Source organism: Aquibium sp. ELW1220 (assembly GCF_030398385.1).
In the GTDB taxonomy this organism is placed as follows: Bacteria; Pseudomonadota; Alphaproteobacteria; order Rhizobiales; family Rhizobiaceae; genus Aquibium.
In genome coordinates, this window is sequence record NZ_JAOAOQ010000003.1 from 115,316 (window position 1) to 138,914 (window position 23,599).

The window sequence follows — 23,599 nt, forward strand, 5'->3', positions numbered from 1 at the left end:
GCTCACTCCAGCGCTGTGACGCGCGGCGCGGCGTGGGCGGGATTGCCGCCGTCGAAGGTCACCGACTTGACGACGGTATAGACCTCCCTGCCGGCGGCGAGATCGAGCGCATGGATCGAGCGGCGGGTGATGCGGGCGAGCAGGCGGTCGGTGCCGCATCTCAGCGTCACCAGCGCGTCGGCCCCCTCGCCCGATGTCACGTGCTCGACGCGCGCTGCCAGCACGTTGAGCGCGCTGATGCCCACGGGCGCCTGCGTCATGATCATGACGTCGCGGGCCCGGATGCGGGCGCGGACCTTGGTGCCGACCGGCCGGTCGATGCGTGGCAGGCGCCATTCGCCGGCCGACGAGCGCAGCACGGTCAGGCCGAACGCGTCGTCCTGGGACGCGATTTCCAGGTCCACCAGCGCGCCCGTCTCGTCGCGCTCGCCCGTCGGCAGCGCGTCCGGCCGCGACAGCACCTCGGCGGCCGGACCCGCGGCGCGCACGCGGCCGCCGGACAGGACGACCACGTCGGTCGCCAGCCGCGAGACCTCGGCGATCGAATGGCTGACATAGACGACGGGAATCCGCGTTTCATCGCGCAGCCGCTCGATATAGGGCAGGATCTCGCCCTTGCGCGCATCGTCGAGCGAGGCGAGCGGCTCGTCCATGAGGATGAGCAGCGGACTGGCGATCAGCGCGCGGCCGATGGCGACGCGCTGCTTCTCGCCCCCCGACAGGTGGCCCGGACGGCGGTCGAGCAGGTGGCCGATGCCCAGCAGGTCGACCACCCCGGCCTCATCGGCATAGCGCTCGCCGGGCGGCGTGAAGAAGCGGCCGTAGCGCAGGTTCTGGCCGACCGTCAGGTGCGGGAACAGCCGCGCGTCCTGGAACACGTAGCCGATGCGCCGGCGGTGTGCGGGCACGACGATACCGGCCGCCGTATCGACGAGGACGCGGCCGTCGATGGCGATGCGGCCTTCGGCCGGTCGGAGGAGACCGGCGACGAGGTTGACCAGCGTCGTCTTTCCCGATCCCGACGTGCCGAAGAGCGCCGTCAGGCGGCCGCCGCTCTCGAAGGCTGCTTCGAGGTCGAAGGCACCCTGCCGGTGGCGGATGTCGACGGACAGCGTCATTCGATGTCCATCCGCCGGCTGATGCGCCGCGCCAGCACTTCGGACGCGACCAGCGCCGCCATGGCGATGGCGATCGAGACGAGGGTGAGCCGGAGCGCGCCGACGTCGCCGCCGGGGACCTGCGTGAAGGTGTAGATCGCCGAGGGCAGCGTCTGCGTCTCGCCCGGGATGTTGGAGACGAAGGTAATGGTCGCGCCGAACTCGCCCATCGCCTTGGCGAAGGCGAGGATCATGCCCGCGACGATGCCGGGCAGGATCAGCGGCAGGGTGATGGTGGCGAAGACCCAGGCCGGATGGGCGCCGAGCGTGCCGGCCGCGGCCTCCAGCCTGCGGTCGACCGCCTCGATCGACAGCCTTATCGCCCGAACCATCAGCGGAAAGGCCATCACGGCGCAGGCGAGCGCCGCCCCCGTCCAGCGGAACGAGAAGACGATGCCGCAGCAGCTTTCGAGGAACGCGCCTGCGGGGCCTCGCCGGCCGAAGGTCAAAAGCAGCAGGTAGCCGGTGACGACCGGCGGCAGGATCAGAGGCAGGTGGACGATGCCGTTCAGGATCGACTTGCCCCAGAACGATTTGCGCGCCAGCACCCAGGCGACGAGGATGCCGAGCGGCAGCGAGGCGATCGTGGCCCAGAGCGACACGCGCAGCGACAGCCGGACGGCGTTCCATTCGTCGGGACCGAGCTCCAGCCACCCCATGCGTCAGGCCATCCGGATCAGTTCGACGCGACGGGCGCCAGGACGGTGAAGCCCTGCTTCTCGAACAGCGCCCTCGCCTTGCCCGTCTGCAGACAGTCGAGGAAAGGCGCGGCGGCTTCATGCGTGGAAGCCGCTATCTGTGCGACGGGGTAGACGATCGGCGGGTGCGTCTCCTGCGGGAAGGTCGCGAGGATCCTCACCTTCGGATCGGCCGCCGCGTCCGTCTGGTAGACGATCCCCGCCGGCGCCTCGCCGGTCGAGACCAGCGCCAGCGCGGCGCGGACGTTCTCGGCCTGTGCCACGTCGGCTTCGACGGAGGCCCAGACGCCGAGCTTTTCCAGCGCCGCCTTGCCGTAGCGGCCCGCGGGAACCGCGTCGACATTGGCCATGGCGAGCTTGCCGTCGCCGAGAAGCCCGGCAAGATCGAAGCCGGGGACGATCTCGGCCGCGCTCGTCGAATCGGCGGGCGCGACGAGGACGATCCGGTTGCCGAGGAGTTCCAGTTCCGTGTCCTTCCTGGTCAGGTTCCTCTCGGAGAGATAAGCCATCCAGGCGAGGTCGGCCGAGATGAAGACGTCGGCGGGCGCTCCCTGCTCGATCTGCCTGGCCAGGGCGGAACTGCCGGCATAGGAGATCGTCGCCTTCTCGCCGACGTCGGCCGCACAGGCCGCGTTGACCTCGTCGAGCGCGTTCTTCAGGCTCGCCGCCGCGAAGACGGTCAGCTTGCCCTGCGCCATGAGCGGCGAAGCGCCCGCAGCCAGCGCCAGAGCGCCGGCGAGGACCGACGCACATGCAAGACCGGCTTTCCGATGTGGCGACATGGGACTGACCTCTGCTGGAGACATGGGTGACCGGGGCGGTGAAGCGACCGCCGCCGGACCAACCGATATTTCCAGTCAAACATATCACTCGCGCCCTGTCCATCGGCAAGGTGCGAGGAACCCGCGCCTGGTGGCGGCATGAGACGGCCGCCCCCCCGGGCGGCGGCAGAGGCAGATCGGGTGCGCGGGACAGGACATGCGGGCGGTCAGCGCGCCATCGCGGGCGGCCCGAGCGAGACGTGATCGACGTTCGGCCGGCCTGTCGACGCATTCGCGTACCAGGCCGGCGCCAGTCTCCGCTATTCCGGCGCGATGCGCACCGGTACCGACTTCGCGGCAGGCGTCTTGCTCTCCTCGGCGTAGTGCCACAACGGAATGAGCGGATTGCACTCGGGATAATAGGCGGCGACCGTCCCGGAGGGCAGGTCGTAGTCGATGGCCTGGAAGCCGCCCATGCTGCGCGCCAGCCCGTCGTCGGCCGCTGTGGTCAGGCGCATCATGCCGCCCTCGGCGACCCCGAGCCGTTCCCGGTCCGCCCGGTTGATCATGACGATCATGCGCGAGCCGTGGATGCCGCGGAGCCGATCGGCATAGCCGTAGACCGTGGTGTTGAACTGGTCGTTCGAACGCAGCGTGATCAGCCGCAGAATGTCCGGATCCTTGCCGTCGTCGAAGCTGGCGGACAGGGCCTTGGGCAGCTTGAAGTTCGCCTTGCCGGTGTCGGTCTCCCATTTGCGGTTGCGGGCCGCCACCGGACGCGGAAAGCCGCCGGGGATATCGAGACGCGCATTGAAGTCGTGGAAATCGTCCGGAAACGTTACCGCGATCGCGTCGCGGACGCGGGCATAGTCGGCCACCCAGTCGTCCCAGGGCACCTTCGGGTTCGGCGCCAGCGTGGCCTTGGCGATCCCGGCGACGATCTTCGGCTCCGACATCAGATGCGGGCTCGCCGGCCGATGCTTGCCGTGCGAGGCATGGACGCAGGTGGTGGAGTCCTCCATCGTGACGATCTGCGGTCCGGTCGCCTGCTCGTCGATCTCGGAGCGGACGAGCGTCGGCAGCAGCCAGGTCGACCGCGCCGTCACCAGATGCGTTCGGTTGAGCTTGGTGGCGATCTGCACGGAAAGGTCCATGTCGCGCCACGTCCGCTCCATCAGCTCCCGCTCCGGGATGGCGCGGACGAAGTTGCCGCCGAGACCAACGAATGCCTTGACCTTTCCGGCAGCGATCGCTTCGCAGGCCTCGACCGTGTTCAGCCCGTCCTCGCGCGGCGGTTCGAAGTCGAACTGCGCGGCGAGGCGGTCGAGCGGCACGAGCTTCGCCTTCTCGGCGATGCCGACGGTTCGCTGGCCCTGAACGTTCGAATGGCCGCGGACGGGGCAGATGCCGGCACCCGGCTTGCCGAGGTTGCCGCGCATCAGGAGCAAGTTGATCAGCATCTGCACGTTGTCGACCCCGAGCCGATGCTGCGTCAGGCCCATGCCGTAGATGGCGATGACGGCCTTCGCCCGCGCATAGGTGGCGGCGGCGGCTTCGAGCGATGCGCGCGTGAGGCCGCTCGTGGTCTCGATCTCAGCCCAGGACGTCGCGCGAACCTTCGCCTCGAAGGCTTCGAACCCATGCGTGTGCTCGGCGATGAAGGCTTCGTCGAGAATGCGCTCGCGGCCGGCCGGCCGCGCCGCGTCGTCGAGCTCGAACAACGCCAGGGCGATGCCCATCATCACGGCGATGTCGGCGCCCGCCCGCGGCTGGCAATATTGCGTGGCGATCTGTGTGGGGCTGTTGGTCATCATCTGCGCGGGACGCTGCGGATTGACGAAGGCCTCCCAGCCGCGCTCGCGAAGCGGGTTGAAGACGATGATCGGCACGTCGCGCTCGCGCACCTCCTGCAGGCTGTGCAGCAGGCGCGGCGAGTTGGTGCCGACGTTCTGGCCGAACGAGAGGATGCAGTCGGTCTGCGCGAAGTCCTCCAGCAGCACGGTCCCCACCGGCGTGCCGATGCTCTGAGGCAAGGCCACCGAGGTGGTCTCGTGGCACATGTTGGAACTGTCGGGCAGGTTGTTGTTGCCGTAGAGCCGCGCCAGCAGCTGGTACATGTACGACGTCTCGAGCGAGGCGCGGCCGGAGGCGTAGAACACCACGCTCTTGCGGTCGTATCCCTTGAGCTTCCCGCCGATCTCCCGGAAGGCTTCGTCCCAGCTCGCTTCTACATAGTGATCGATGGTGGCGTCGTAGCGCATCGGATGCGTCAGCCGGCCCTCGTTCTCGAGATCGAAATCGGACCAGCCGAGCAGTTCGGACACCGTGTGGCGGGCGAAGAAATCGGGCGTGGTGCGCTTGCCGGTCAGGTCCCAGAAGGTCGCCTTGGCGCCGTTCTCGCAGAACTCGGCAGCATGCGGCTGCGCCGGCTTCGCCCAGGCGCAGCTGGTGCACATGTAGCCGCCGGGCTTGTTGTGGTCCTTCACGAGGCTGCCCAGGCTTGCGACGGCCTTCTGCCCCTTGGCATGCCTGGCAAGCGACTTGACCGACCCCCAGCCTCCCGTTGGCTGGTCGTAGGTCTTGTGGCGGGCGCGTCGCGTCATCGAGGTTCTCCCGGTTGAGAACCGCAAATGCCGCCCGGCCGGATCGGTTCCTCGCGCGCCACCGGCCGCTGCGCCCGTCATCCCGCTCCCGCGGCCGTGCTGCGGGTGTGCGGGAACAACGGCGCCGCGCGGAGGTTTGGAGCATCCACGATCGAGGGCGCCAGAATGAGCACGAACGAACGCGAGACCGGGGCGCGCAAGCTTCAGCCGATCCCGCCCCGTGACGAGACCGACCAGAACGCCGCCCTGCCGAAGAAGCCGGGCGCGTCGGGAACGAATGCACCCGGTAGCGACGCTCCGGAGGATCCGGGCGGGCTCCCGCCGGACGGACGATAGCGCAGACGAAGGCATCGACATGGCCATTGCCGCTTGCGCACCAAGTTCCGCCCGGCTCGACGGAACAACGCGAGCCGGCTGGCTCATGGTCGGTTTCGCGGTGGGCGGCTTCTTCGACGGGATCGTCCTTCACCAGATCCTGCAGTGGCACCATCTGCTGTCGGGCCTCGACGAGCTGGCGGGCTCCGACCTCCCCTTCCAGATCCTCGCAGACGGGCTGTTTCACCTCCTCATGTACGTCATCGCGCTGGCCGGTGCGGTGCTGCTGGTGGCGGGGCGCGCGGCGGGCGGACGCGGCGGGACCACGAGCGAGATCCTGCGGCTGACGCTGATCGGCTTCGGCACCTGGCATGTGATCGACGCCGTCCTCTCCCACTGGCTGCTCGGGCTGCACCGAATCCGGATGGACAGCGACACCCCGCTGGCCTGGGACATCGGCTGGCTCGTGGTCTTCGGCATCGCGCCGCTGGTGCTGGCAGCCGTCCTGCCCAACCGCGGCGGCCCGTCGCGGGGAGCGGCTGCGGCGGTGGCCTCGGTTGCAGTCCTGGCGGGCCTGCTGGCTGCGGCCGGTCCGCGTTTTTCCGGCCAGCAGGAGACCATCATCGTCTTTCGTCCCGGCATGAGCGAACCGGCCATGATGCGGGCGGTCCTGGCGGCCGGAAGCCGGCTGAAGTGGACCGACGCGGGCGGCACCGTCTGGGGTGTCGAGACCGTATCCTGGTCCGGCCTCGCCACGCTCCACGGGCGCGGAGCGCTCCTGGTTTCGTCGACGCCCGTTCTCGCCGGGTGCCTCGCCTGGACCAGAAGCGCCGCGCCCGGCAACGCGCCCCAGGCTGCTCGCCCGCCGCGCGGCGAGGCGTGACGTCCGCGACCAGGAGAGGAACAACGCCGCGCGCGCCGGGTTTGCCGGACATGGTCCACGAGCAATCCCAACACCCTCTCGACGTCGCCATCATCGGCGGCGGCCCGGCCGGACTGGCCGCTGCCGTCTACCTGGCGCGGTTCCTTCGAAGCGTGGCCGTCTTCGATGCCGGCGATCCTCGCGCCCGCCTCATTCCCCGCACGCACAACTGTCCCGGCTTTCCCGACGGCATCGGCGGGGAGGAACTGTTGCGGCGCCTGCGCCTCCAGGCGCTCTCGTTCGGCGCGTGCATGGTCGAAACGCCGGTGAAAACGCTGGGCCGCACCGATGATCACTTCACGCTGTCCACAAATGCGGGCACCGTGTCGGCCCGCTACGTCATCCTAGCCACAGGTATCGTCGACCGGCCGCCACCGATCGCCGATGCATGGGCCGGCGTCGAAGCCGGCCTCGTCCGTCTCTGCCCTGTCTGTGACGCCTACGAGGCCCGCGGCCGGCGGATCGGCGTGATCGGCCGGGAAATCACGGCCTTGAAGGAGGCTGAGTTCCTCAGGCACTTCAGCTCGAACGTCGTCATGCTCTTCAGCCATCCTGACGACGCTTCCACGGCGACGCGCAGTCAGGCTTCGGGTGCCGGCATCGGGCTCTGCGACCGGACCGGCGAGGTTGTCCGGCTTCACGACGGCTTCGAGGTCGGCAAGACGGACGGAACACCACCGTTTCGGATCGATCTGCTCTATGCAGCGATGGGTTGCGACGTCCGTTCGGGCCTCGCCGCCATCGTCGGCGCCAATTGCGACGATCATGGCTACGTGCTGGTGGGACAACACCAGGAGACATCGGTGCCGAGGCTCTACGCGATCGGCGACGTCGTCCAGGCGCTCAACCAGATCGCGGTCGGCTTCGGCCATGCGGCGCTCGCTGCCACAGACATCCACAACGCGCTGCGGCACGGCGATTTTCCGCGCCCGCCGGCGGTCAGGTGACCACCGGCGGACGCCCGCGAAACGTCAGATCATCGGCCGGCCGCCGGTCACCTCGTAGAGCGCGCCCGTGGTGTAGCTCGCATCGTCGGACGCCAGGAGGACATAGGTCGCGGCGAGTTCCGCCGGCTGGCCGGGCCGTTTCATCGGCGTGTTCTTGCCGAAGCTCTCGACCTTTTCCGGCGGCATGGTCGAGGGGATGAGGGGCGTCCAGATCGGACCGGGCGCGACCGCGTTGACGCGGATTCCACGCTCCGCGACGAGGCCCGCCAGACCCGCCGTGAAGTTGGCGATGGCGCCCTTGGTCGTGGCATAGGCCAGGAGCGTCGGCGAGGGGCTGGTGGCGTTGATCGACGAGGTGTTGATGATCGCGGCGCCGGGCTTCATGTGCTTCACGGCCTCCTGGCAGAGATAGAACATGGCGTAGACATTCGTGCGGAAGGTGAGATCCCACTCTTCCGACGATATATCCTCCAGCTTCTCGAAAGTGGCCTGATGGGCGGCGTTGTTGACGAGGATGTCGAGCCGCCCGCACTCCTCGACGGTCCGCTGCACGAGCGAGCGGGCGAAGCCCTCGTCGCCGATGTCGCCGCGCAGGACGACCGCCTTGCGGCCCGCCTCTTCGACCCATCGCGCCGTCTCGCGCGCATCCTCGTCCTCCTCCAGATAGGAGATGACGACATCCGCCCCCTCGCGCGCAAAGGCGATGGCCACGGCGCGGCCGATGCCCGAATCGGCGCCGGTGACGAGAGCGACGCGGTCCGTCAGCTTGCCGCTTCCGCGATAGCTCTCCTCCCCGTGGTCGGGCCGCGGGTTCATGTCGTCTGTGTAGCCCGGCATGTCCTGCTGCTGTTTCGGCATGGGCGGCTGGGGATGCTTCGACTGCGGATGCTCCTGCATCGGGAAAATCCTTTCTGATTGGCTTGGCCCAGGCACGGACTGCCCGGCATTCTTGAAGTTCGCCTCCCGACAACCCGGCTGACCTGTCCGGCAATACGACGGGCACCTGCTCGGGAGACCCCATCGCCTGCTTCAGGGCTGCGTCGGCGCCCGTCTCAGGCGAAGGCTACGGCTACGAAGACGGCCGCAGCGATGACGGCGAGGATCGTCACGACAAGCAGCCATCCCCTCTTCCCGCCAGGCGTATCGACGCCGGCCATCGCCTGCATGGCGCTGCCGGTGCTGCTCTGCGGCGGACGATGCGTGCCGGCGGCAGGCGCCGACGCGGCCGGGGCAGCCCCGCCGGACGGCGAGCCTCCTGCTTCGGCATCGGTCTCCATCGGTGCCGCCGCCGGATCGAAGCCCGGAATCTTGTCGCCGGTTTCGCCGCGTTCGGTGGCGGCACGCGCGCCGAGTTCGCTGGTCCTGGACGGCTCTGTCATGACCGTACTCCGCATCCGCACCGGGACGGCGGGGTCTCCATCGCGCAACTGCAGGACGGCGCGAGGCTCGTCATTGCGCGCGCTCCCAGCCGGGCTTGAGCACGACCTTGGTCGTGTCGTTCTGCTCGTCGGAGAAGATCCGATAGCCCTCGGCTGCGTCTTCCAGCGCCATCCGGTGGCTGATCAGGAAGGTCGTGTCGATGCGCTTCTCGCGGATCATGTCGAGGAGCTTGGGCAGATAGCGCTGCACATGGGTCTGGCCGGTTCGAATGGTGAGGCCCTTCTGCATCAGCGCGCCGATCGGGAACTTGTCGATCAGGCCGCCGTAGACCCCGGGAACCGAGACGCGGCCGCCCTTCCGGCACGCCATCAGCGCCTCGCGCAGCACGTGGGGACGGTCGGTTTCCAGCATCAGCGCCTGCTTGGCGCGGTCGTAGACATTGTCGATGGAGAAGCCGTGACTTTCCATGCCGACCGCATCGATCACCGCGTCAGGCCCGATGCCGCCCGTCATGTCGAGCAGCGCCTCCAGCACGTTGGCGGTGGTGTAGTCGAGCGTCTGCGCGCCGAGACCCGCCGCCAGTTGCAGCCGCCGCGGGTAGTGGTCGATCGCGATGACCCGCGCCGCACCCATCAGCAGCGCGCTCTGGATCGCGAAGAGTCCGACCGGTCCGCAGCCCCAGACGGCGACGGTGTCGCCTTCCTCGATCTCGCAGTTCTCCGCGGCCATCCAGCCGGTCGGAAGAATGTCGGACAGGAAGAGGACGTCGTCGTCTTCAAGCTCGTCGGGAACCACGATCGGGCCGACGTCGGCGAAGGGCACGCGGACATATTCGGCCTGTCCGCCGGCATAGCCGCCGGTCATGTGTGAATAGCCGAACAGCCCGCTCATCTGATGGCCGTAGAGCGTTTCGGAAATGTCGGCCTCGTCGGCGGGGTTGGAGTTGTCGCAGGCCGAATACTGCAGCTTCGAGCAGTGATAGCAGGCGCCGCACGCGATGACGAAGGGCACCACGACGCGCTGCCCCTTGCGCAGGTCGGTCACGCCCCTGCCGGTCTCCACGACCTCGCCCATGAATTCATGGCCCAGCACGTCGCCCGCCTGCATCGTCGGGATCATGCCGTCATAGAGATGCAGGTCCGAGCCGCAGATCGCGGTCGAGGTCACCTTGATGATGATGTCGCGCGGATTGACGATCGCCGGATCGTCCACCGTCTCGACGCGGACGTCCTTCTTGCCCTGCCAGGTCAGTGCTCGCATCGTCTGCTCCTTATCGTTCGTCTTCGGAAACCGGGTGAGTCCGCGCGGTCGCGACCTCGCCGGTCTCCATCAACTGCTTGAACCGCTTGAGGTCGCGCCTCGCCTGGATGCTCGGCTCGCGCTGGAACATCTTGGCCACCATGGCGCCCACAGCCCCGCCGGGCGGGTCGTAGGACATGGTCAGGTCGACCACGGTGCCGCGGTCGCCGGGCGCGTCGCGGAAGGTGATCCTGCCGGCGTTGGGCACCGAGGTTCCCTCCTCCGCGGTCCAGGCGATCCTCTCGCCGGGAACGTCGTCGACGATCCTCGACACGAACTCGATGGTGCTTCCGCCGGGACCTTCGACCGACCAGCGCGAGCGGGTGTCGTCGAGCGAGACGACCGAAGCGACGTTTTCCATGAAGTCCGGGAACCGCGTGAATTCCCGCCAAGCGCGGTAGACCTCCTCACGCGGCTTGGCGATGGTGACGCTGCGCCCGACGACGCGGGCGGAGCCGCTCTGCGGGCGACGCTGCGACCGGCGCGGGGCGTCCTCGAAGCCATGGCGCAACCCGTCGCCGCGGCGCGAGAGGACGACCGCGCCGACCACGCCGGCGGCAACGGCCAGGAGTCCCAGCGCCAGCGGCGCGACGGAGCCCGACCGGGCCTGTCCGTACATCGGGCGCCGGGTCATCCGCCGACCACCGCATAGGTCGTCAGCGGCCCGAGAGCCATCACGGTGGCGACCGCGAGCGCCATCACGTCGAGCGCCGCAAGACGGCTGTCGGAAACGGGTTTCGGCTGGTGGAGGGGGTAGGTCTCCCTCGTCTGGACGTGCTGCACCATTGGTCTTCTCCTCGTGCGTGAGTATCGTTGTGCCGGAAGGCAACGGAGAGGGTCTGAGGCCGGTAACGGCTCGCGGCTCCCTCTCCCTTGGCCGATCCAACCGCCCGTCGCGGCCTTTGTTCCCTCCCCGACGCAGCCGGATGTTTGCCAAGCCGACCGCTGCTCAGGCCGCACGGCAAGGACCGTCCGCCCCGGTTGCCGCAGGCCGAACGGAGGGCGGGAGGGTCCCTCGAATCTTACCTGCCGTCAGCAGGGCGGCGGCTCGACCATCGGAGGCCGCGCCGCCTTGGTGCAGAGGAAAACCTCGCGTTCCGGGTGGGCGACGATGCGGAAGCCGGCGCTCCGCAGCATCGCCTGCATCGCGGCCACGTTCGGCACGAACCAGTTGGTCGGATCGCCCGCATAGCGATGTTCGATGAAGTGCAGCTTCGGAAAGTCGCTGCGGTCGAACACGCTCCACTCGTCGATCGGATAGTCGGCGGCGACCGGCTCGGCCGCTCCGCTGCCGCGCGACAGCGACTGGAACAGCAGCAGGTCGTCGGCGACGTGCTCGTGGATCATGTCGAGTGCCAGCAACGGATGGCGCAGGTGGTAGAAGACGCCCATGAACAGCACCAGGTCGAACCGTCGTCCGAGCCGCGGCAGGTCGTAGACCGACATATGCCGGAAATCGATCTCCGCGCCGGCGACCTCCGCGGCGAGCCTGGCCTGTTCCAGGTAGCGCTCGTCATGGTCGATGGCGACCACGTCGCCTGCGCCGCGCCGCTTCATCTCCAGTGCGTAGAAGCCGGCATTGCAGCCGATCTCCAGGACCGACCGACCTTCGAGATCGTCCGGCAGGACATGCGCGAAGCCCTGCCACTTGGCACGCGGATAGTCGCCGAGAAAATGGTCGGGGGCGGTCTCGACGCCGCCGATGGCCATGTTCTGGAACCATGGACCCAGTTCGCGGATGCGATGCTCGATCCTTTTCGACGCGTTGTTCCGGCTCATCACTCCGCCGCCTCCAGCTTGCGGCCGGCCCGCTGCTGGCTGAACCAGGCGATGGTTTGGGCAAGGCCCTCGTCGAGCGCGACCTTCGGTTCCCAGCCGAGCAGGGTGCGGGCCCTCGCGATGTCCGGCTGGCGCCTGCGCGGATCGTCCTGCGGCAGCGGCATCCTGCGGATGCCCTGCGCGGTCGGGATCTTGCGCGAGACGATCGCCGCCAGCTCCTCGACCGTGAACTCGCCGGGATTGCCGAGGTTGACGGGGCAGCCCGGATTGGGGTCGACGCGCATGAGCCGGACCAGCCCGTCGATCAGGTCGCTCACATAGCAGAAGGAGCGGGTCTGGCTGCCGTCGCCGAACACGGTCATCCGTTCGCCCGCGAGCGCCTGGACGATGAAATTCGAGACGATGCGGCCGTCGTCGGCACGCATGCGCGGTCCGTAGGTGTTGAAGATGCGGGCGATGCGCGCGTCGGCGCGGCCGACCCGCAGGAAATCGAAGCAGATGGTCTCGGCGGCCCGCTTGCCTTCGTCGTAGCAGGCCCGCGGTCCAGTGCAGTTGACGCTGCCGACATAATCCTCCGTCTGCGGATGCACCTCCGGGTCGCCGTAGATCTCGCTGGTCGAGGCCTGCAGGAAGCGCGCGCCGCGGGCGGACGCGAGTTCGAGCAGGTTGGAGGTGCCGATGACGCTGGTCATCATGGTGTGGTGGGGATCGGCCTGATAGCGCGGCGGCGAGGCCGCGCAGGCGAGATTGTAGATCTCGTCGATCGCCTCGCCGTCCAGAGGCAGCGGCCGCTGGATGTCCTGCCGCACCAGCCGAAACCCGGGATGGGAGGCGAAGCGGGCGATGTTGTCGCCCGTGCCCGACAGGAAACTGTCGACGCACACGACCCTGCGTCTTTCCGAGAGAAGACGCTCCACCAGATGCGAACCGAGGAAACCGGCGCCACCGGCCACCAGGCTGATGCCGTTCCAACGAACTCCGTTATCGTGCTGCATGATGCGCCTCCGTCGAGTGGGTTGAGACTTGTTTCGTCGCGTATGTCCGTTCCGATGCGAGTGCCGCCGCCAGCTCTGCGGCGCGGACCATGCCGGTATGGCTGGCCAGGGCGATGCGCATGGCCGCCAGCCCCTGGTCGAGGGCGGCTTTCGTCGGGCGGGAGACAATGGCGACCACCTCCTCGGCCGTGGCGGCGGTCGCGATCGCCTCCGGCTCAGGGAAGAAGTCGCCAAGGCCGTCCCAGCGGTCGCTGATGACCGGCGTGGCGCAGGCCGCTGCCTCGAACAGCCGCACGCTCGGCGACCAGCCGACCGCGATCATGTCGCTGCGGGTCACGTTCAGCGTGTAGCGCTGGCGGCTGTAGAACGAGGCGTGACGTTCCGGCGGCAGGTGGTCGATGCGCTCGACATTGGCGGGCCAGCCGATGGTTTCGGGATATTGCGGTCCCGCCACCACGAAGCGGCGGTCGGGCATCAGCGTGGCCGTCCGCAGCAGCAGTTCGTCGAGCATCGGCTGCCGGTCGGGGCTGTAGGTGCCGAGGTAGCCGAGGTCCCAGGTCCTGGCCTCGCCGCTCGGGCGGTAGGCCTGCGCGTCGACCGAGCAGAACAGCGGCTCGGCCCGCCGAACCCCGAAATCCTGCTCCAGGATCTCCAGTGCACGCCCGCCGGAAAAGGAGAAACAGGCGTCGAAGCCGGGAAGCTGGCGCGGCGCGACATAGGTCTCCTCCCCCCGCGCGAGGCGGGCGAGCGTGACGGGCGTATCGATGTCGTAGAAGCAGAGCTGCCGCGGACCCATCGCCGCGATCCGGTCGATGACCTCGATCCCGTCCGGCACGTAGGATCCCACGATTACGGCGTCGGCCGTGGTCAACGCTTCGCGGCAGGCGTCGAGGTCCTCCACCCCGGCGTAGAAGCGGAGCGTGCAGTAGTCCGGATCGGCGAGGTCGCGGTTCTGCAGGTACCAGGGCTGCTCGCGCTCGAGGAAGAGCACCTCGTGTCCGAGCCGCCCGAGGCCCGACAGCAGTGCACGGTAGGTCGTCGCGTGGCCGTTCCCCCAGGAGGAGGACAAAGACAGTCCGACGAAGACGATCGACAGCGGCTTCATTCGGCGGCCTCGAGGTTGCGGCGCTGCAGGAGCGTCCGGACGACCGAGGCGAAACGGTCGGCGCGCGCGGTGTAGGTATGCTCGGCCAGCACGCGCAGCCGCGCCCTTTCGCCGATCTCGCGGGCGCGCTGCGGCGTCAGCGCGGACAGCCGTTCGGCCACCTCCTGCCCGTCCCGCGCCTTCAGCACCTCCTCGCCGTCCTTCAGGAACAGGTCGAGCCCGGCCCATTCGTCGGTGATGAGGCAGGCCCCTGCGCCCGCGGCTTCGAAGACGCGGGTCGCCGGCGAAAAGCCGATCGAGGCCATGCTGTCGCGGCTGATGTTGAGGACGGCGAGCGCCGAGCAGTTGAAGACGTTGTGATCGGCCGTGGGGACATGACCGATGGCGCGCACGTTGGCGGGTACCGCCTTGTCGCCCCAGCCCGATCCCCCGAGCAGCATCGGGCGCTGCGGCAGCCTCGTCGCGGCCTCGAGGAAGAACTGCTCCACCCGCGCCTCGCGGTCCGGCAGGCGGTTGCCGAGAAAGGAGAGGTCCGCCGCAAAGCGCGGATCGGGCGAGACCGGGTGATGGTCGCGCGGATCGACGGCGTTGTAGATCGCAACGCAGTCGGCAGCGCCGAAGCGGCGGTATCCATTGACCACCGGATCACCGCCGCCATAGGTCAGCACCATGTCGATACGGGCGAGCTGGCGATGCAGCGGGTGGTCGGGCTCGGCGGCCAGTTCGGCAAGCGTCGCCGGGGCGTCGACGTCCCAGAACAGCATCAGCGCCTGCTCCGGGCAGTGCCTGATCAGAAGGTCGAGCAGCGCGTCGTCCTCGTAGCCGCAGCCGCTCGCCTTGACGACGATGTCGGCATCGTGCGCCTCGGTCGCGGCCCTGGCCAGGCCTTCGGCGCTGGCTTCGTAGACCACGACCCGGCACCAGTCCGGCGGGTCGATATCGCGGTGCGCCTGCCGGTCGAAGGCATCGGATTCGTAGAAGGTGACCTCGTAGCCGATCTCCGAGAGCGCCCGCACCATCCCGCGATAATAGGTGGCCGCGCCGTTCCAGTAGGAGGACAAGAGGCTCGATCCATAGAAAGCGATCTTCATTCGGCTGCCTCCGCAATCGGCTGGTTTCCGTGTCGCGCCACAAGGCCGAGCAACTGGTCGGCGCGATGGTCGCAGGTGTGGCAGGAAAGGATCGTCTCCAGGCCGCTCGCCGCCAGGTCGCGACGCAGCTCGGGATCGTGGCGCAGTGCTCGCATGTGAGCCGTCATCTCGTCTTCGCCGCGGGCGACGAGATAATCCCGGCCCGGCCGGAACAGGCCTTCGCGATCCTCCCAGGGCGCGCTGATCAGCGGGATGCCGCAGGCGAGCGCCTCGAAGACGCGGATGGTCGGTATCCCCGGCAGCGCCTCGACATAGGGCCGCCGCGGAACGTGCACGGTAAACAGGTGGCGGGCGAAGGCACGCGGAACCTCGTGGTTGGCGATCCAGCCGCCGTAGCGGATACCCGCCTCGCGCAGCGATGCGAGCGCGCCTGCCGGATAACGCACGCCGCGGACGGTGGCATCGAGGCCGAGCCGGCACGCCGGGCGGACGAGATAGGCCTGGAGTTCCGCGCTGCGCTCGCCGTCGCCCCAGTTGCCGATCCAGACGAGTTCGTGCCCGGGCTCGACGTCCGGCATCGGCTTGAACAGGGCGACATCGGCAGCCTCGTGGAACGTCTCCACCTGCCGGCCCCAGCCGGCCGCGAGATAGCGTTCCTTCAGGGTCTCGCCGAAGGCCAGCACGCCGTCATAGCCGTCGAGATGGAGCCCCGCGATCTCCGGCTGCCGCGACACCGCCCTGTGGTGGGTGTCGTGGAAATACAGCAGGAACCGTCCGCCCCGGCCGCGCAGCCGGCCGATTCGGCCGACCAGCGCGGCATCCGTCCATTCGTGCACGACCACGACGTCGGCATCCGCACAGGCCGCCTCGTGGTCGAAATCCGGTCCGTAGTCCTGCCAGAGCAGATCGGGAAAGGCCTGCGCGAAGCGCTCGCCAGGCGGCGTGCCGCCTTCCGCGGCGAGGTTCGCCCGGCTCCATCCGTCGGCCGGCTCGAGCGCGAGCGTCTCATGACCCTTGGCCTGCAGCGCCCGCATCAGGCCGCGCAGGAAATGGGCGTTGCCGTGGTTCCAGTCGGAGACCAGGGAGTGGGTGTAGAACAGGAAGCGCATCAGGCGGTCTCCGTCGCGGCGGGCGCCGCCTTTGCCAGGCAGCGCGCATAGATCTCGCTCATCGTCTGCGCCTGCCGGTCGGGCGTGAAACGGCGCGATCTGGCCAGCGCCAGCGAGGCCTGGGCGGCGCGCAGTTCGTCGTCGCGGATGAGCAGGTTGGCCTTCCCGGCGAGATCTCCGGGATCGGCGGGGTCGAAGAACAGCGCCGCGCCCTTCCACAGCTCGCGGTAAGTCGGGATGTCGGCCAGAAGCAGGGCCGCGCCCGCCCTTGCGCCTTCGAGGGCGGCCAGGCCGAAAGGCTCGTAGATCGACGGCGATACGACGATCCCGGCGCGCCGCGCGTGATCCAGCACGGCGTCGTGCGGCATGGCACCGAGCGTCCGAACGCCGGCCAAATCCTGTCGCTGGCCCGTCGGGCTCTCCAGGGCACCCGCCATTACGACCGGCCAGTCGATCGCTGCCGCGGCGCCGGCCAGGGCGGCGCCGTTCTTGCCCTCGTCCCACCAACGGCCGGCGGCGAACAGGAAGGGCTCCCGCGGGGCGGACGGCACGAAGGCGGCGATGCCGTTGTAGGCCACTTCCAGGCCCAAGGGCCGCTTGTAGCACTCCTCGACGGCCTGGGCGTAGCTGCCGCTCGGCACAACGACGGCATCGGAGGCCTCCATGCCGGCCTGGTTTGCCCGCTGGTGCCAGCGCCACTCGCGGGGGAGCTGCGTGCCCTTGACTGCCTTCCACCATGTCGGAAGGCACGAATGCACCACGCTGACGACGGGAACGGAGACGTCGAGACCGACGACCTGGGACGGCGCGTTCAGGTGGACGAGGCTTGCGCCGCAGTCCCTGGCGAGGGCGGCCAGCGCCGGGCCGACCGTCGACAGCCGTTCCGGGCCGTCCACCATCCAGTCGAGCGGCTGGTCGAGCCAGACGAGATCACCGAGCCGGCGAGCCTCCTCGGCCTGCGCGGCACCCGGGGCGGGCCCGAGCACGGCGAACACGACGCGGTAACCCTGGACAGGAAGGGCGCGGGCGAGTTCCATCGCATAGCGCCAGACCCCGCCCACGGCGTCGACGCTCATCAGGATCACCGGCGCCTCGTCCGGGCGGCGCGGCTTCAGCGGCATCGCTGCGCCGACGAAATCATCGCGGGAGACAGCGAGCATCATGCCGATAGCCTCTTGTGCCTTGCGGCGCCGACGCCGCCGAAGCGCTCGGCCTGGAGCCAGCGGGCGAGGCGCAGGACGCCGCGCTTCCACGGGATGGTCGGCTGCCAGCCGGTGGCGGCCTGTAGGCGCGCGGTGTCGGCGACGAAATAGAGCTGGTCGCCGGTCCGCCACGGCTCGTGGCTGGTCTCGATCGGCTCGCCGATGATGCGCGCCATCTCGGCCAGCACCATGGACAGGCTGACGGCGTTGGAGGGTCCGCCGCCGAGATTGAAGGCCTGGCCGCTCAGCCGGTCGACATGGGCGTGCAGCGCGCGATAGGCGGCCACGGCGTCGTCGACGTCGAGAATGTCGCGGACCTGGTGGCCATCGCCGAAGATCGTGATCTTCTCGCCGCCGAGCGCCCGGATCAGGAAATGCGCGACCCAGCCCTGGTCCTCGGTGCCGAACTGGCGCGGGCCGTAGATGCAGCTCATCCGCAGCACCGCGGCCGGCGTGCCATAGGACTTGGCATAGTCGAGCACATACTGGTCGGCAGCGCCCTTCGAGCAGCCATAGGGCGTGCAGAAATCGAGGCCGCGATCCTCGCCGATGCCGTTGCGAGCGATCTGCGGGTCGGCGGGCTGGTGGCACCTCGCCGTCGCCACCGTGTCGATGTCCTCCAGCGCGCCATAGACCTTGTTGGTGCTGGCGAAGATGACGCCCGGCCTGCGCCTGGCGGCGCGCGCGCCCTCGAGCACGTTCAGCGTGCCGCGCACGTTCACCTCCATGTCCTCGATGGGATGGTCGAGGCTGGTCGTCACCGCCGTCTGGCCGGCCAGGTGGAACACCACGCTGGCGTCCTTCACGGCGTCACGAACCTGCGCCGTATCGCGCACGTCGGCGATGCAGGCGTGGACCCTGTCGCCGAACTGCTCGCGCAGCCAGGCGAGGTTGGAATCGACGCCGGAGCGGGCCAGGCTGTCGAAGATGACCACGTCCTTGCCGTCGCGGAGGTAGGACGAGGCGAGATTGCTGCCGACAAAGCCGCTGCCGCCGGTGATCACCACGGGGGCGACGCTGGACGCGATGGAGGGCTTGGCGAGGGTGAACAGCTCCTGCACCCGGCGCACGCCGCCTTCCTGCAGCAGCCGCGCCAGAAGCTTCGGCCGGCCGCCATGCTCGGTGGCGCCGAGATGGTAGTGGCGGGGATCGAACCAGAGGCCCTCCTGCACCGCCACGTCGTGCGGCACGTCGCGCCAGCTGTACCAGTAGACGCGGTCGGCCGGCACGCTCAGCGCTGCCATGAAGCGGCGCACCTGCTCGACCTCGTCCTGCCGCCAGGTCGAGTAGCCTGTCTCCGTGACCCAGAGTTCCGCCTTCGGATTGTAGCCGTCGACGATGCGGCGAAGCTCGCCCAGATGGAGGTCCCAGCCGTTCCAGCTGCCCTCGTCGCTGTCCCAGGTGCCCGGAAAGCCGTGGAAGCCGACGGCGGAGACGACGTCGAGCACCCCGCGCTGTCCCATCAGGTTGACCCACGCGGGATCGAACGGGCACGGCGCGCCCAGCACCGCCTTCCAGCCGCGTTTCTGCACCCAGTAGGCGGCGCCGCCGACCATCTCGCAGAACAGCGAGAAGTCCTTGTCTTCGCGCCAGTCCCAGTCGAGCAGGTTGTTGGGCTCGTTCCAGAGTTCGATGTGCCGGAAATGCCGCCCGTAGCGGTCGAGCACATGGTCGACGAAGTCGGCATAGTCCCTGAGGCGGCGCGGTGCACCGGTCGCCTTGCCCGTCCGCGACAGCGACGGCGGCGTGTAGTGGATGCAGGGCAGGACGTCGAGTTCCGCCGCAAGCTTCGGAAACAGCCAGTCGAACCATTCCTCGCCGCCGGGCGCGAGATACTCCGCCCACGAAAGATGCGTGCGCAGGTAGCTTGCGCCGGAGGCGACGATCTCGGGCAGCACGTCTTCGGTCCGCTCGTATTCCCCCCGTCGGAACCACTCCACGAAACCGAAGCCCGATGCGGCCGGATGCAGGCGCGGATTCATGCCACCAGCCCCCGCCGTTCGAGTTCGCTGCGCATCTGGCCGTTGCGGTCGACGACCGTCTCGCGGCGCACCCATTCGACGAAGGGCTCGAGCGACGTCTCGAGCCGGTGCTCGGCCGTGAAGCCCAGGAGGTCGCGGGCCCGCTCGGTCGAAGCGAAGCAGTGGCGGATGTCGCCGCTGCGCGCCTTGCCGAGGATCTCCGGCTGGAGGTCAGCCACCCCCATGGCCGAGGCGAGCAGCGCGGCGATCTCCCTGATGGAATAGGATCGGCCGCTGCCCACATTGATGACCTGGCCTGCCGCGGAAGGCGCCTCCAGGGCCAGGCGGAAGGCCCGCGCGACGTCCTCGACATGGACGAAATCGCGCCGCTGCTCGCCGTCCTCGAACACGGTCGGCCTCTGGCCGCTGGCCAGACGCGAGGCGAAGTTGGCGAGGACGCCGGTGTAGGGATTGGACAGCGCCTGCCCGGCGCCGAAGACGTTGAACAGCCGCAGCGCGACGGCGGGGACATCGTAGGCCGCGCCGAAGATCATGACCGCGCGCTCCTGGGCGAACTTGGTCAGCGCATAGATGGAGGCGAGGTCGACCGGCTTGTCCTCGTCGGTCGGCACCGGTTCGAGCCGCCGCCCGGCGTCGTCGCGGGGATCCCAGCGGCCCGTCCCGATCATGTCGCGCCGGCGGCGGACCTGGTCGTGCAGCCGCCCGTCGGCGTCGCGATAGCGGCCCTCGCCGTAGACGCTCATCGAGGATGCCACGACGATGGACTTCACCGGATGCTCGATCAGTGCCTCGAGAAGCACGGCCGTCGCCAGTTCGTTGCCGCCGACATAGCGCGCGATCTCGTACATCGACTGGCCGACGCCAACCTCGGCCGCCAGGTGCGCGACATGGTCGACACCGCGCACCGCCTTGCGGCAGAGGTCTGCATTGCGGACGTCGCCGATGATGTACTCGGCGCCGTCGATGCGCGACGGTTCGCCAGCCTGGTGCACCTGCTCCACGAGACTGTCCAGCACGCGGACGCGGTAGCCGTGGCGGAGAAGTTCCGAGACGAGATGGCGTCCGATGAAACCCATTCCGCCCGTGACGAGTACTGTGCTTACCACGCTGTATTCCCTTGTCGTTTGCGAGCTCTTTCCGCCGCTCCGAACCGGGCCGGAACCGAAATGTTCCGGATGAAGCTGTTGATGAGGTTGAAGAGGAAGAAGCGGACGCCGCGCCCCTGGATGACGCCTTCGCGGGGGAACCGGAGCGGCCCCGCACCGTTCGAAACCACGTGCCGCATCGCCCGGATGCGGAGCAGAGCCCGGTCCGTTCGGGCTACCGGCGAGCCGGTCCGGCGTGCTTCATCTTCATCATCTTCTTCCGGAACATCTTCGGCCTGCCGCTGTTCGGCGAACGCAACAGATGGAGAAGCCGATGAACATCCACGCCGAGACGGACGCCAGGCGGGCGCGCGGGACGACACGCGCGATGCGGGCAGCCGTCCTGACTGCGCCGCGCAGGATCGAACTGCGCGAGGTGCCGCTGCCGGAACCGGGTCCCGGTGACGTGCGGGTCCGTCTCGAAGGCTGCGGCGTCTGCGCGTCCAACGTGACGCCCTGGACGGGTCCGGAATGGATGCGTTTCCCGACAGCGCCGGGCGATCTCGGCCATGAAGGCTGGGGTGTCGTCGACGCCGTCGGTCGCGACGTCCGCCATCTGCGGGAGGGCGACCGCGTCACGACGCTGTTCCAGAAGAGCTACGCCGAGTTCGACGTCGGCCCGGCAGACCAGGCGGTTGCGCTTCCGCCCGCCCTCGGCGACGCGCCGTTGCCGGGCGAGCCGCTCGGCTGCGCGGTCAACGTGATCCGGCGCGCGCGGCTGCAGCCGGGTGAGACCGTGGCGGTGGTCGGGCTTGGCTTCATGGGCCTGCTCCTCGTCCGGCTCGCCGCGCTGGCGGGTGCGCGGGTAGTGGCGGTCGGCCGCAAGCCGCAGGCGCAGGCGCGCGCGCTCGATCTCGGTGCCGCCATGGCCGTCGCGCCCGACGACGCCGCCGCAGCGGCCGCCGGGATCGCCAGGGACGGGTTGTTCGATTGCGTGATCGAGGCGACCGGACACCAGGAGCCGCTCGATCTGGCGGCGACGCTCACCACGACGCGGGGCCGCCTGGTCATCGCCGGCTATCACCAGGACGCGCCGCGCCGGGTCGACATGCAGCTGTGGAACTGGCGCGGCCTCGATGTCATCAACGCCCACGAGCGCGATCCCGCCATCTACCTGGACGGGATCCGCGAAGCGATCGCGCTGGTGGCTGCGGGACAGCTGGACCCTTCGCCTCTCTACACCCACGTGCTTCCGTTCGACCGGCTGAACGAAGCCCTGCAACTCGCCGCCACGCGGCCGGAGGGTTTCGTCAAGTCGCTGGTGGTGATGCCATGACGTTCGCGCTCAAACCCGCCGTCATCGCCGCCCGTCCCCTGCGGCTCGGCTTCCTCGGCGTGGGCTGGATTGGACTGGCGCGGATGAAGGCACTGCTCGGCACCGGCCTCGCCGAAGCGGCCGCCATCGTCGACACGAATACGGAGATGGTCGCGCAGGCACAGGCGCTTGCCAGCGGCGCCGAGGTCTTCGACAGCCTCGACGCCCTGCTCGACCGCGGTGTCGACGCCGTCGTCATCGCGACGCCCAGCGCGTTGCATGCAGAGCAGTCCATCAGGGCGCTGGACGCCGGCGTCGCCGTCTTCTGCCAGAAGCCTCTCGGCCGTTCGGCGGCAGAGGTGGCCGCCGTGGTGGAAGCCGCCCGCCGCAACGACCTGCCGCTCGGGCTCGACCTGTCCTACCGGCACACGGCAGCCATGCGGCACATCCGTGGCCTGATGACCGACGGAGCGCTCGGGAAGGTGCATACGATCGACCTCGTCTTCCACAATGGCTACGGCCCCGACAAGCCCTGGTTCCACGACCGGCGGCTGTCGGGCGGCGGCTGCCTGATGGATCTCGGCATCCACCTCGTCGACCTCGCCCTCTGGTCGCAGGATTTTCCGGCGGTCGCCTCGGCCGCGGGACACTTCAAGCGGGCCGGAGAGCCGTGGGACGGCAGCGACGCGTCCGTGGAAGACCTTGCCGTCGGCACGATGGTGACGCAGGACGGCACGCTGATCCGCCTCGCCTGCTCCTGGAACCTGAACGTCGGCCGCGACGCCGAGATTTCGGCCACGCTCCACGGCACCCGCGCGGCGGGGCGCTTCGCCAATGTCGGCGGCTCGTTCTACGACTTCACCGCCGAGGTGCTGACCGGGACGACGGCCACCACGCCGGTCTCGGGTCCCGACGACTGGGGCGGGCGGGCGGCGCTGCACTGGCTGGGCAAGGTTCAGGCCGGCGGGTTCGATGCGGACTGCCTCCAGTTCACGGCGGTGGCCGACGCGCTCGACCGCATCTATGCCTCGGGATCGCTTCCCGACCCGGCAAGCCCGGACCGCGTCTTCGCCTGACGCGGCAACGCCAAAGGGGCCTTGCGGGCGACCTCCGGAACATCCGCGCGTCCGGGTGGTTGCGGTCATGCAACGGGAGGCACGCCATGCCCGCGCTCGTCCGCTTCGTCATCGTGAACTTCGCTGCCGGCACGGCGATCGGCGTGATTGTCGTCGCCGTCGCCTTCTTCGGTTCCAGTGGCGCCTTCGGTGTCCTCGGCGCCGCGAACGACCGCCTGCTCGCCTTCGCCATGCTGACGCTCACGGTCGCACCCAGCTTCGGCCTCGGCTGTCTCGGAACGGCGCTGGCCTTCCTCGCCTGGGACGACTGAAACCGGGCCTGACTCCGGGCAGTGGAATTTCGGAGGGGCGCGCCCGCTCGACGACCCCGGCTTGTGCCGGCAGAAAGGACGATTCATGGCTTCCCGATCCATCCGCGCCATCCCGGCCGCCCTTCCCCCGCTCTACGCCTTCGAGGCCGACGGCAGGATCACCGCTCCGGATGTCGAGTGGATGGCCGGCGTCCTTCAGGCGGCCTTCGAGGCCCAGGAGACGGTCGATATCCTGATCGTCATGCGCGATTACCAGGGCCTGGACATCGGCGCCGCCTTCGATCCGAAGGCGCTCCGGGCGCAGGCCCGTGCGGCGTCCCACGTCGGCAAGTATGCCGTCGTCGGCGCGCCCGACTGGGCCGAAACCATGATCAACCTATTTTCGCCGGTGTCGCCGGTGGAGGCGAGGACGTTCGACCTCGAGGACGAAGCCGCCGCCTGGGACTGGGTCCGCGCCGCCTGAGCAA

General features: G+C 69.1%; 25 protein-coding genes. 8 read left to right on the forward strand and 17 right to left on the reverse strand.

Features of this window, described 5'->3' with window-relative positions; translation table 11 throughout:
• Window positions 1-2: 2 nt before the first annotated feature.
• From modC to N1F91_RS03850, 4 genes are all read right to left on the reverse strand, one after another.
• Entirely contained in the window at window positions 3-1,118 is a 1,116-nt protein-coding gene (modC, locus tag N1F91_RS03835; protein ID WP_289990415.1) for a molybdenum ABC transporter ATP-binding protein, read from the reverse strand.
• Window positions 1,115-1,816, reverse strand: coding sequence for a molybdate ABC transporter permease subunit (gene modB, locus N1F91_RS03840; RefSeq protein ID WP_289990416.1), 702 nt, complete (start codon window positions 1,814-1,816; stop codon window positions 1,115-1,117). The genes modC and modB overlap by 4 nt, the downstream gene beginning before the upstream one ends.
• 17 nt (window positions 1,817-1,833) lie before the next feature.
• Complete coding sequence (modA, locus tag N1F91_RS03845) at window positions 1,834-2,553, reverse strand: molybdate ABC transporter substrate-binding protein (protein ID WP_289990574.1); 720 nt, start codon at window positions 2,551-2,553, stop codon at window positions 1,834-1,836.
• Between the two features lie 383 nt (window positions 2,554-2,936).
• Complete coding sequence (locus tag N1F91_RS03850; RefSeq protein ID WP_289990417.1) at window positions 2,937-5,219, reverse strand: FdhF/YdeP family oxidoreductase; 2,283 nt, start codon at window positions 5,217-5,219, stop codon at window positions 2,937-2,939.
• 165 nt (window positions 5,220-5,384) lie between these two features.
• On the opposite strand from N1F91_RS03850, the gene N1F91_RS03855 reads away from it, so the two are divergent.
• From N1F91_RS03855 to N1F91_RS03865, 3 genes are all read left to right on the forward strand, one after another.
• Entirely contained in the window at window positions 5,385-5,555 is a 171-nt protein-coding gene (locus N1F91_RS03855) for a hypothetical protein (protein ID WP_289990418.1), read from the forward strand.
• 85 nt (window positions 5,556-5,640) lie between these two features.
• Complete coding sequence (locus N1F91_RS03860; RefSeq protein ID WP_289990419.1) at window positions 5,641-6,417, forward strand: DUF2243 domain-containing protein; 777 nt, start codon at window positions 5,641-5,643, stop codon at window positions 6,415-6,417.
• 50 nt (window positions 6,418-6,467) lie between these two features.
• Window positions 6,468-7,403 carry an NAD(P)/FAD-dependent oxidoreductase gene (locus tag N1F91_RS03865; RefSeq protein ID WP_289990420.1) on the forward strand — a complete coding sequence of 312 codons (936 nt, stop codon included), beginning with the start codon at window positions 6,468-6,470 and terminating at the stop codon, window positions 7,401-7,403.
• A gap of 24 nt (window positions 7,404-7,427) precedes the next feature.
• On the opposite strand, the gene N1F91_RS03870 is transcribed toward N1F91_RS03865, so the two are convergent.
• From N1F91_RS03870 to N1F91_RS03930, 13 genes are all read right to left on the reverse strand, one after another.
• Window positions 7,428-8,300 carry an SDR family oxidoreductase gene (locus tag N1F91_RS03870; protein WP_289990421.1) on the reverse strand — a complete coding sequence of 291 codons (873 nt, stop codon included), beginning with the start codon at window positions 8,298-8,300 and terminating at the stop codon, window positions 7,428-7,430.
• A gap of 155 nt (window positions 8,301-8,455) precedes the next feature.
• Window positions 8,456-8,782: a hypothetical protein gene (locus tag N1F91_RS03875; protein WP_289990422.1), complete on the reverse strand. Its 327-nt coding sequence runs from the start codon at window positions 8,780-8,782 to the stop codon at window positions 8,456-8,458.
• Window positions 8,783-8,852: 70 nt separating this feature from the next.
• The gene (locus N1F91_RS03880) at window positions 8,853-10,043 is read right to left on the reverse strand and encodes a zinc-dependent alcohol dehydrogenase (protein WP_289990423.1); all 1,191 of its coding nucleotides are present in this window, start codon (window positions 10,041-10,043) and stop codon (window positions 8,853-8,855) included.
• Window positions 10,044-10,053: 10 nt separating this feature from the next.
• Window positions 10,054-10,716, reverse strand: coding sequence for an SRPBCC family protein (locus tag N1F91_RS03885; protein WP_289990424.1), 663 nt, complete (start codon window positions 10,714-10,716; stop codon window positions 10,054-10,056).
• A complete protein-coding gene (locus N1F91_RS03890; RefSeq protein WP_289990425.1) occupies window positions 10,713-10,868 on the reverse strand; it encodes a hypothetical protein in 156 nt (51 codons plus the stop codon). Before N1F91_RS03890 ends, N1F91_RS03885 begins: the two co-directional genes overlap by 4 nt.
• Before the next feature lie 246 nt (window positions 10,869-11,114).
• Complete coding sequence (locus N1F91_RS03895) at window positions 11,115-11,861, reverse strand: TIGR04290 family methyltransferase (RefSeq protein ID WP_289990426.1); 747 nt, start codon at window positions 11,859-11,861, stop codon at window positions 11,115-11,117.
• Entirely contained in the window at window positions 11,861-12,856 is a 996-nt protein-coding gene (locus tag N1F91_RS03900) for a UDP-glucuronic acid decarboxylase family protein (RefSeq protein ID WP_289990427.1), read from the reverse strand. Before N1F91_RS03900 ends, N1F91_RS03895 begins: the two co-directional genes overlap by 1 nt.
• Window positions 12,843-13,961, reverse strand: coding sequence for a glycosyltransferase (locus N1F91_RS03905; RefSeq protein ID WP_289990428.1), 1,119 nt, complete (start codon window positions 13,959-13,961; stop codon window positions 12,843-12,845). Before N1F91_RS03905 ends, N1F91_RS03900 begins: the two co-directional genes overlap by 14 nt.
• Window positions 13,958-15,052: a glycosyltransferase gene (locus tag N1F91_RS03910; RefSeq protein ID WP_289990429.1), complete on the reverse strand. Its 1,095-nt coding sequence runs from the start codon at window positions 15,050-15,052 to the stop codon at window positions 13,958-13,960. Before N1F91_RS03910 ends, N1F91_RS03905 begins: the two co-directional genes overlap by 4 nt.
• Window positions 15,049-16,161 carry a glycosyltransferase gene (locus tag N1F91_RS03915; protein ID WP_289990430.1) on the reverse strand — a complete coding sequence of 371 codons (1,113 nt, stop codon included), beginning with the start codon at window positions 16,159-16,161 and terminating at the stop codon, window positions 15,049-15,051. The genes N1F91_RS03910 and N1F91_RS03915 overlap by 4 nt, the downstream gene beginning before the upstream one ends.
• Window positions 16,161-17,324 carry a glycosyltransferase family 4 protein gene (locus tag N1F91_RS03920; RefSeq protein WP_289990431.1) on the reverse strand — a complete coding sequence of 388 codons (1,164 nt, stop codon included), beginning with the start codon at window positions 17,322-17,324 and terminating at the stop codon, window positions 16,161-16,163. Before N1F91_RS03920 ends, N1F91_RS03915 begins: the two co-directional genes overlap by 1 nt.
• Window positions 17,321-19,345 (reverse strand): NAD-dependent epimerase/dehydratase family protein, encoded by a 2,025-nt coding sequence (locus N1F91_RS03925; RefSeq protein WP_289990432.1) that lies wholly within the window; start codon window positions 19,343-19,345, stop codon window positions 17,321-17,323. Before N1F91_RS03925 ends, N1F91_RS03920 begins: the two co-directional genes overlap by 4 nt.
• Complete coding sequence (locus N1F91_RS03930) at window positions 19,342-20,451, reverse strand: SDR family NAD(P)-dependent oxidoreductase (protein WP_289990433.1); 1,110 nt, start codon at window positions 20,449-20,451, stop codon at window positions 19,342-19,344. Before N1F91_RS03930 ends, N1F91_RS03925 begins: the two co-directional genes overlap by 4 nt.
• Window positions 20,452-20,462: 11 nt before the next feature.
• On the opposite strand from N1F91_RS03930, the gene N1F91_RS03935 reads away from it, so the two are divergent.
• From N1F91_RS03935 to N1F91_RS03955, 5 genes are all read left to right on the forward strand, one after another.
• Window positions 20,463-20,768 (forward strand): hypothetical protein, encoded by a 306-nt coding sequence (locus N1F91_RS03935; RefSeq protein WP_289990434.1) that lies wholly within the window; start codon window positions 20,463-20,465, stop codon window positions 20,766-20,768.
• Window positions 20,765-21,766, forward strand: a complete 1,002-nt coding sequence (locus N1F91_RS03940; RefSeq protein WP_289990435.1) for a zinc-binding dehydrogenase — start codon at window positions 20,765-20,767, stop codon at window positions 21,764-21,766. The genes N1F91_RS03935 and N1F91_RS03940 overlap by 4 nt, the downstream gene beginning before the upstream one ends.
• Window positions 21,763-22,821 carry a Gfo/Idh/MocA family oxidoreductase gene (locus N1F91_RS03945; protein WP_289990436.1) on the forward strand — a complete coding sequence of 353 codons (1,059 nt, stop codon included), beginning with the start codon at window positions 21,763-21,765 and terminating at the stop codon, window positions 22,819-22,821. Before N1F91_RS03940 ends, N1F91_RS03945 begins: the two co-directional genes overlap by 4 nt.
• An 86-nt stretch (window positions 22,822-22,907) precedes the next feature.
• Window positions 22,908-23,132 (forward strand): hypothetical protein, encoded by a 225-nt coding sequence (locus N1F91_RS03950; protein ID WP_289990437.1) that lies wholly within the window; start codon window positions 22,908-22,910, stop codon window positions 23,130-23,132.
• Window positions 23,133-23,217: 85 nt separating this feature from the next.
• A complete protein-coding gene (locus N1F91_RS03955) occupies window positions 23,218-23,595 on the forward strand; it encodes an STAS/SEC14 domain-containing protein (RefSeq protein ID WP_289990438.1) in 378 nt (125 codons plus the stop codon).
• Window positions 23,596-23,599: the final 4 nt, after the last annotated feature.

Coding starts and splice junctions, on each gene's coding strand:
- N1F91_RS03925 (WP_289990432.1), bottom strand. CDS start 19,345: ATGAATCCGCGCCTGCATCCGGCCGCATCGGGCTTCGGTTTCGTGGAG.
- N1F91_RS03920 (WP_289990431.1), bottom strand. CDS start 17,324: ATGATGCTCGCTGTCTCCCGCGATGATTTCGTCGGCGCAGCGATGCCG.
- modC (WP_289990415.1), bottom strand. CDS start 1,118: ATGACGCTGTCCGTCGACATCCGCCACCGGCAGGGTGCCTTCGACCTC.
- N1F91_RS03940 (WP_289990435.1), top strand. CDS start 20,765: ATGAACATCCACGCCGAGACGGACGCCAGGCGGGCGCGCGGGACGACA.
- N1F91_RS03895 (WP_289990426.1), bottom strand. CDS start 11,861: ATGAGCCGGAACAACGCGTCGAAAAGGATCGAGCATCGCATCCGCGAA.
- N1F91_RS03885 (WP_289990424.1), bottom strand. CDS start 10,716: ATGACCCGGCGCCCGATGTACGGACAGGCCCGGTCGGGCTCCGTCGCG.
- modA (WP_289990574.1), bottom strand. CDS start 2,553: ATGGCGCAGGGCAAGCTGACCGTCTTCGCGGCGGCGAGCCTGAAGAAC.
- N1F91_RS03880 (WP_289990423.1), bottom strand. CDS start 10,043: ATGCGAGCACTGACCTGGCAGGGCAAGAAGGACGTCCGCGTCGAGACG.
- N1F91_RS03905 (WP_289990428.1), bottom strand. CDS start 13,961: ATGAAGCCGCTGTCGATCGTCTTCGTCGGACTGTCTTTGTCCTCCTCC.
- N1F91_RS03850 (WP_289990417.1), bottom strand. CDS start 5,219: ATGACGCGACGCGCCCGCCACAAGACCTACGACCAGCCAACGGGAGGC.
- N1F91_RS03865 (WP_289990420.1), top strand. CDS start 6,468: ATGGTCCACGAGCAATCCCAACACCCTCTCGACGTCGCCATCATCGGC.
- N1F91_RS03955 (WP_289990438.1), top strand. CDS start 23,218: ATGGCTTCCCGATCCATCCGCGCCATCCCGGCCGCCCTTCCCCCGCTC.
- N1F91_RS03875 (WP_289990422.1), bottom strand. CDS start 8,782: ATGACAGAGCCGTCCAGGACCAGCGAACTCGGCGCGCGTGCCGCCACC.
- modB (WP_289990416.1), bottom strand. CDS start 1,816: ATGGGGTGGCTGGAGCTCGGTCCCGACGAATGGAACGCCGTCCGGCTG.
- N1F91_RS03915 (WP_289990430.1), bottom strand. CDS start 16,161: ATGCGCTTCCTGTTCTACACCCACTCCCTGGTCTCCGACTGGAACCAC.
- N1F91_RS03890 (WP_289990425.1), bottom strand. CDS start 10,868: ATGGTGCAGCACGTCCAGACGAGGGAGACCTACCCCCTCCACCAGCCG.
- N1F91_RS03950 (WP_289990437.1), top strand. CDS start 22,908: ATGCCCGCGCTCGTCCGCTTCGTCATCGTGAACTTCGCTGCCGGCACG.
- N1F91_RS03945 (WP_289990436.1), top strand. CDS start 21,763: ATGACGTTCGCGCTCAAACCCGCCGTCATCGCCGCCCGTCCCCTGCGG.
- N1F91_RS03900 (WP_289990427.1), bottom strand. CDS start 12,856: ATGCAGCACGATAACGGAGTTCGTTGGAACGGCATCAGCCTGGTGGCC.
- N1F91_RS03860 (WP_289990419.1), top strand. CDS start 5,641: ATGGTCGGTTTCGCGGTGGGCGGCTTCTTCGACGGGATCGTCCTTCAC.
- N1F91_RS03855 (WP_289990418.1), top strand. CDS start 5,385: ATGAGCACGAACGAACGCGAGACCGGGGCGCGCAAGCTTCAGCCGATC.
- N1F91_RS03910 (WP_289990429.1), bottom strand. CDS start 15,052: ATGAAGATCGCTTTCTATGGATCGAGCCTCTTGTCCTCCTACTGGAAC.
- N1F91_RS03870 (WP_289990421.1), bottom strand. CDS start 8,300: ATGCAGGAGCATCCGCAGTCGAAGCATCCCCAGCCGCCCATGCCGAAA.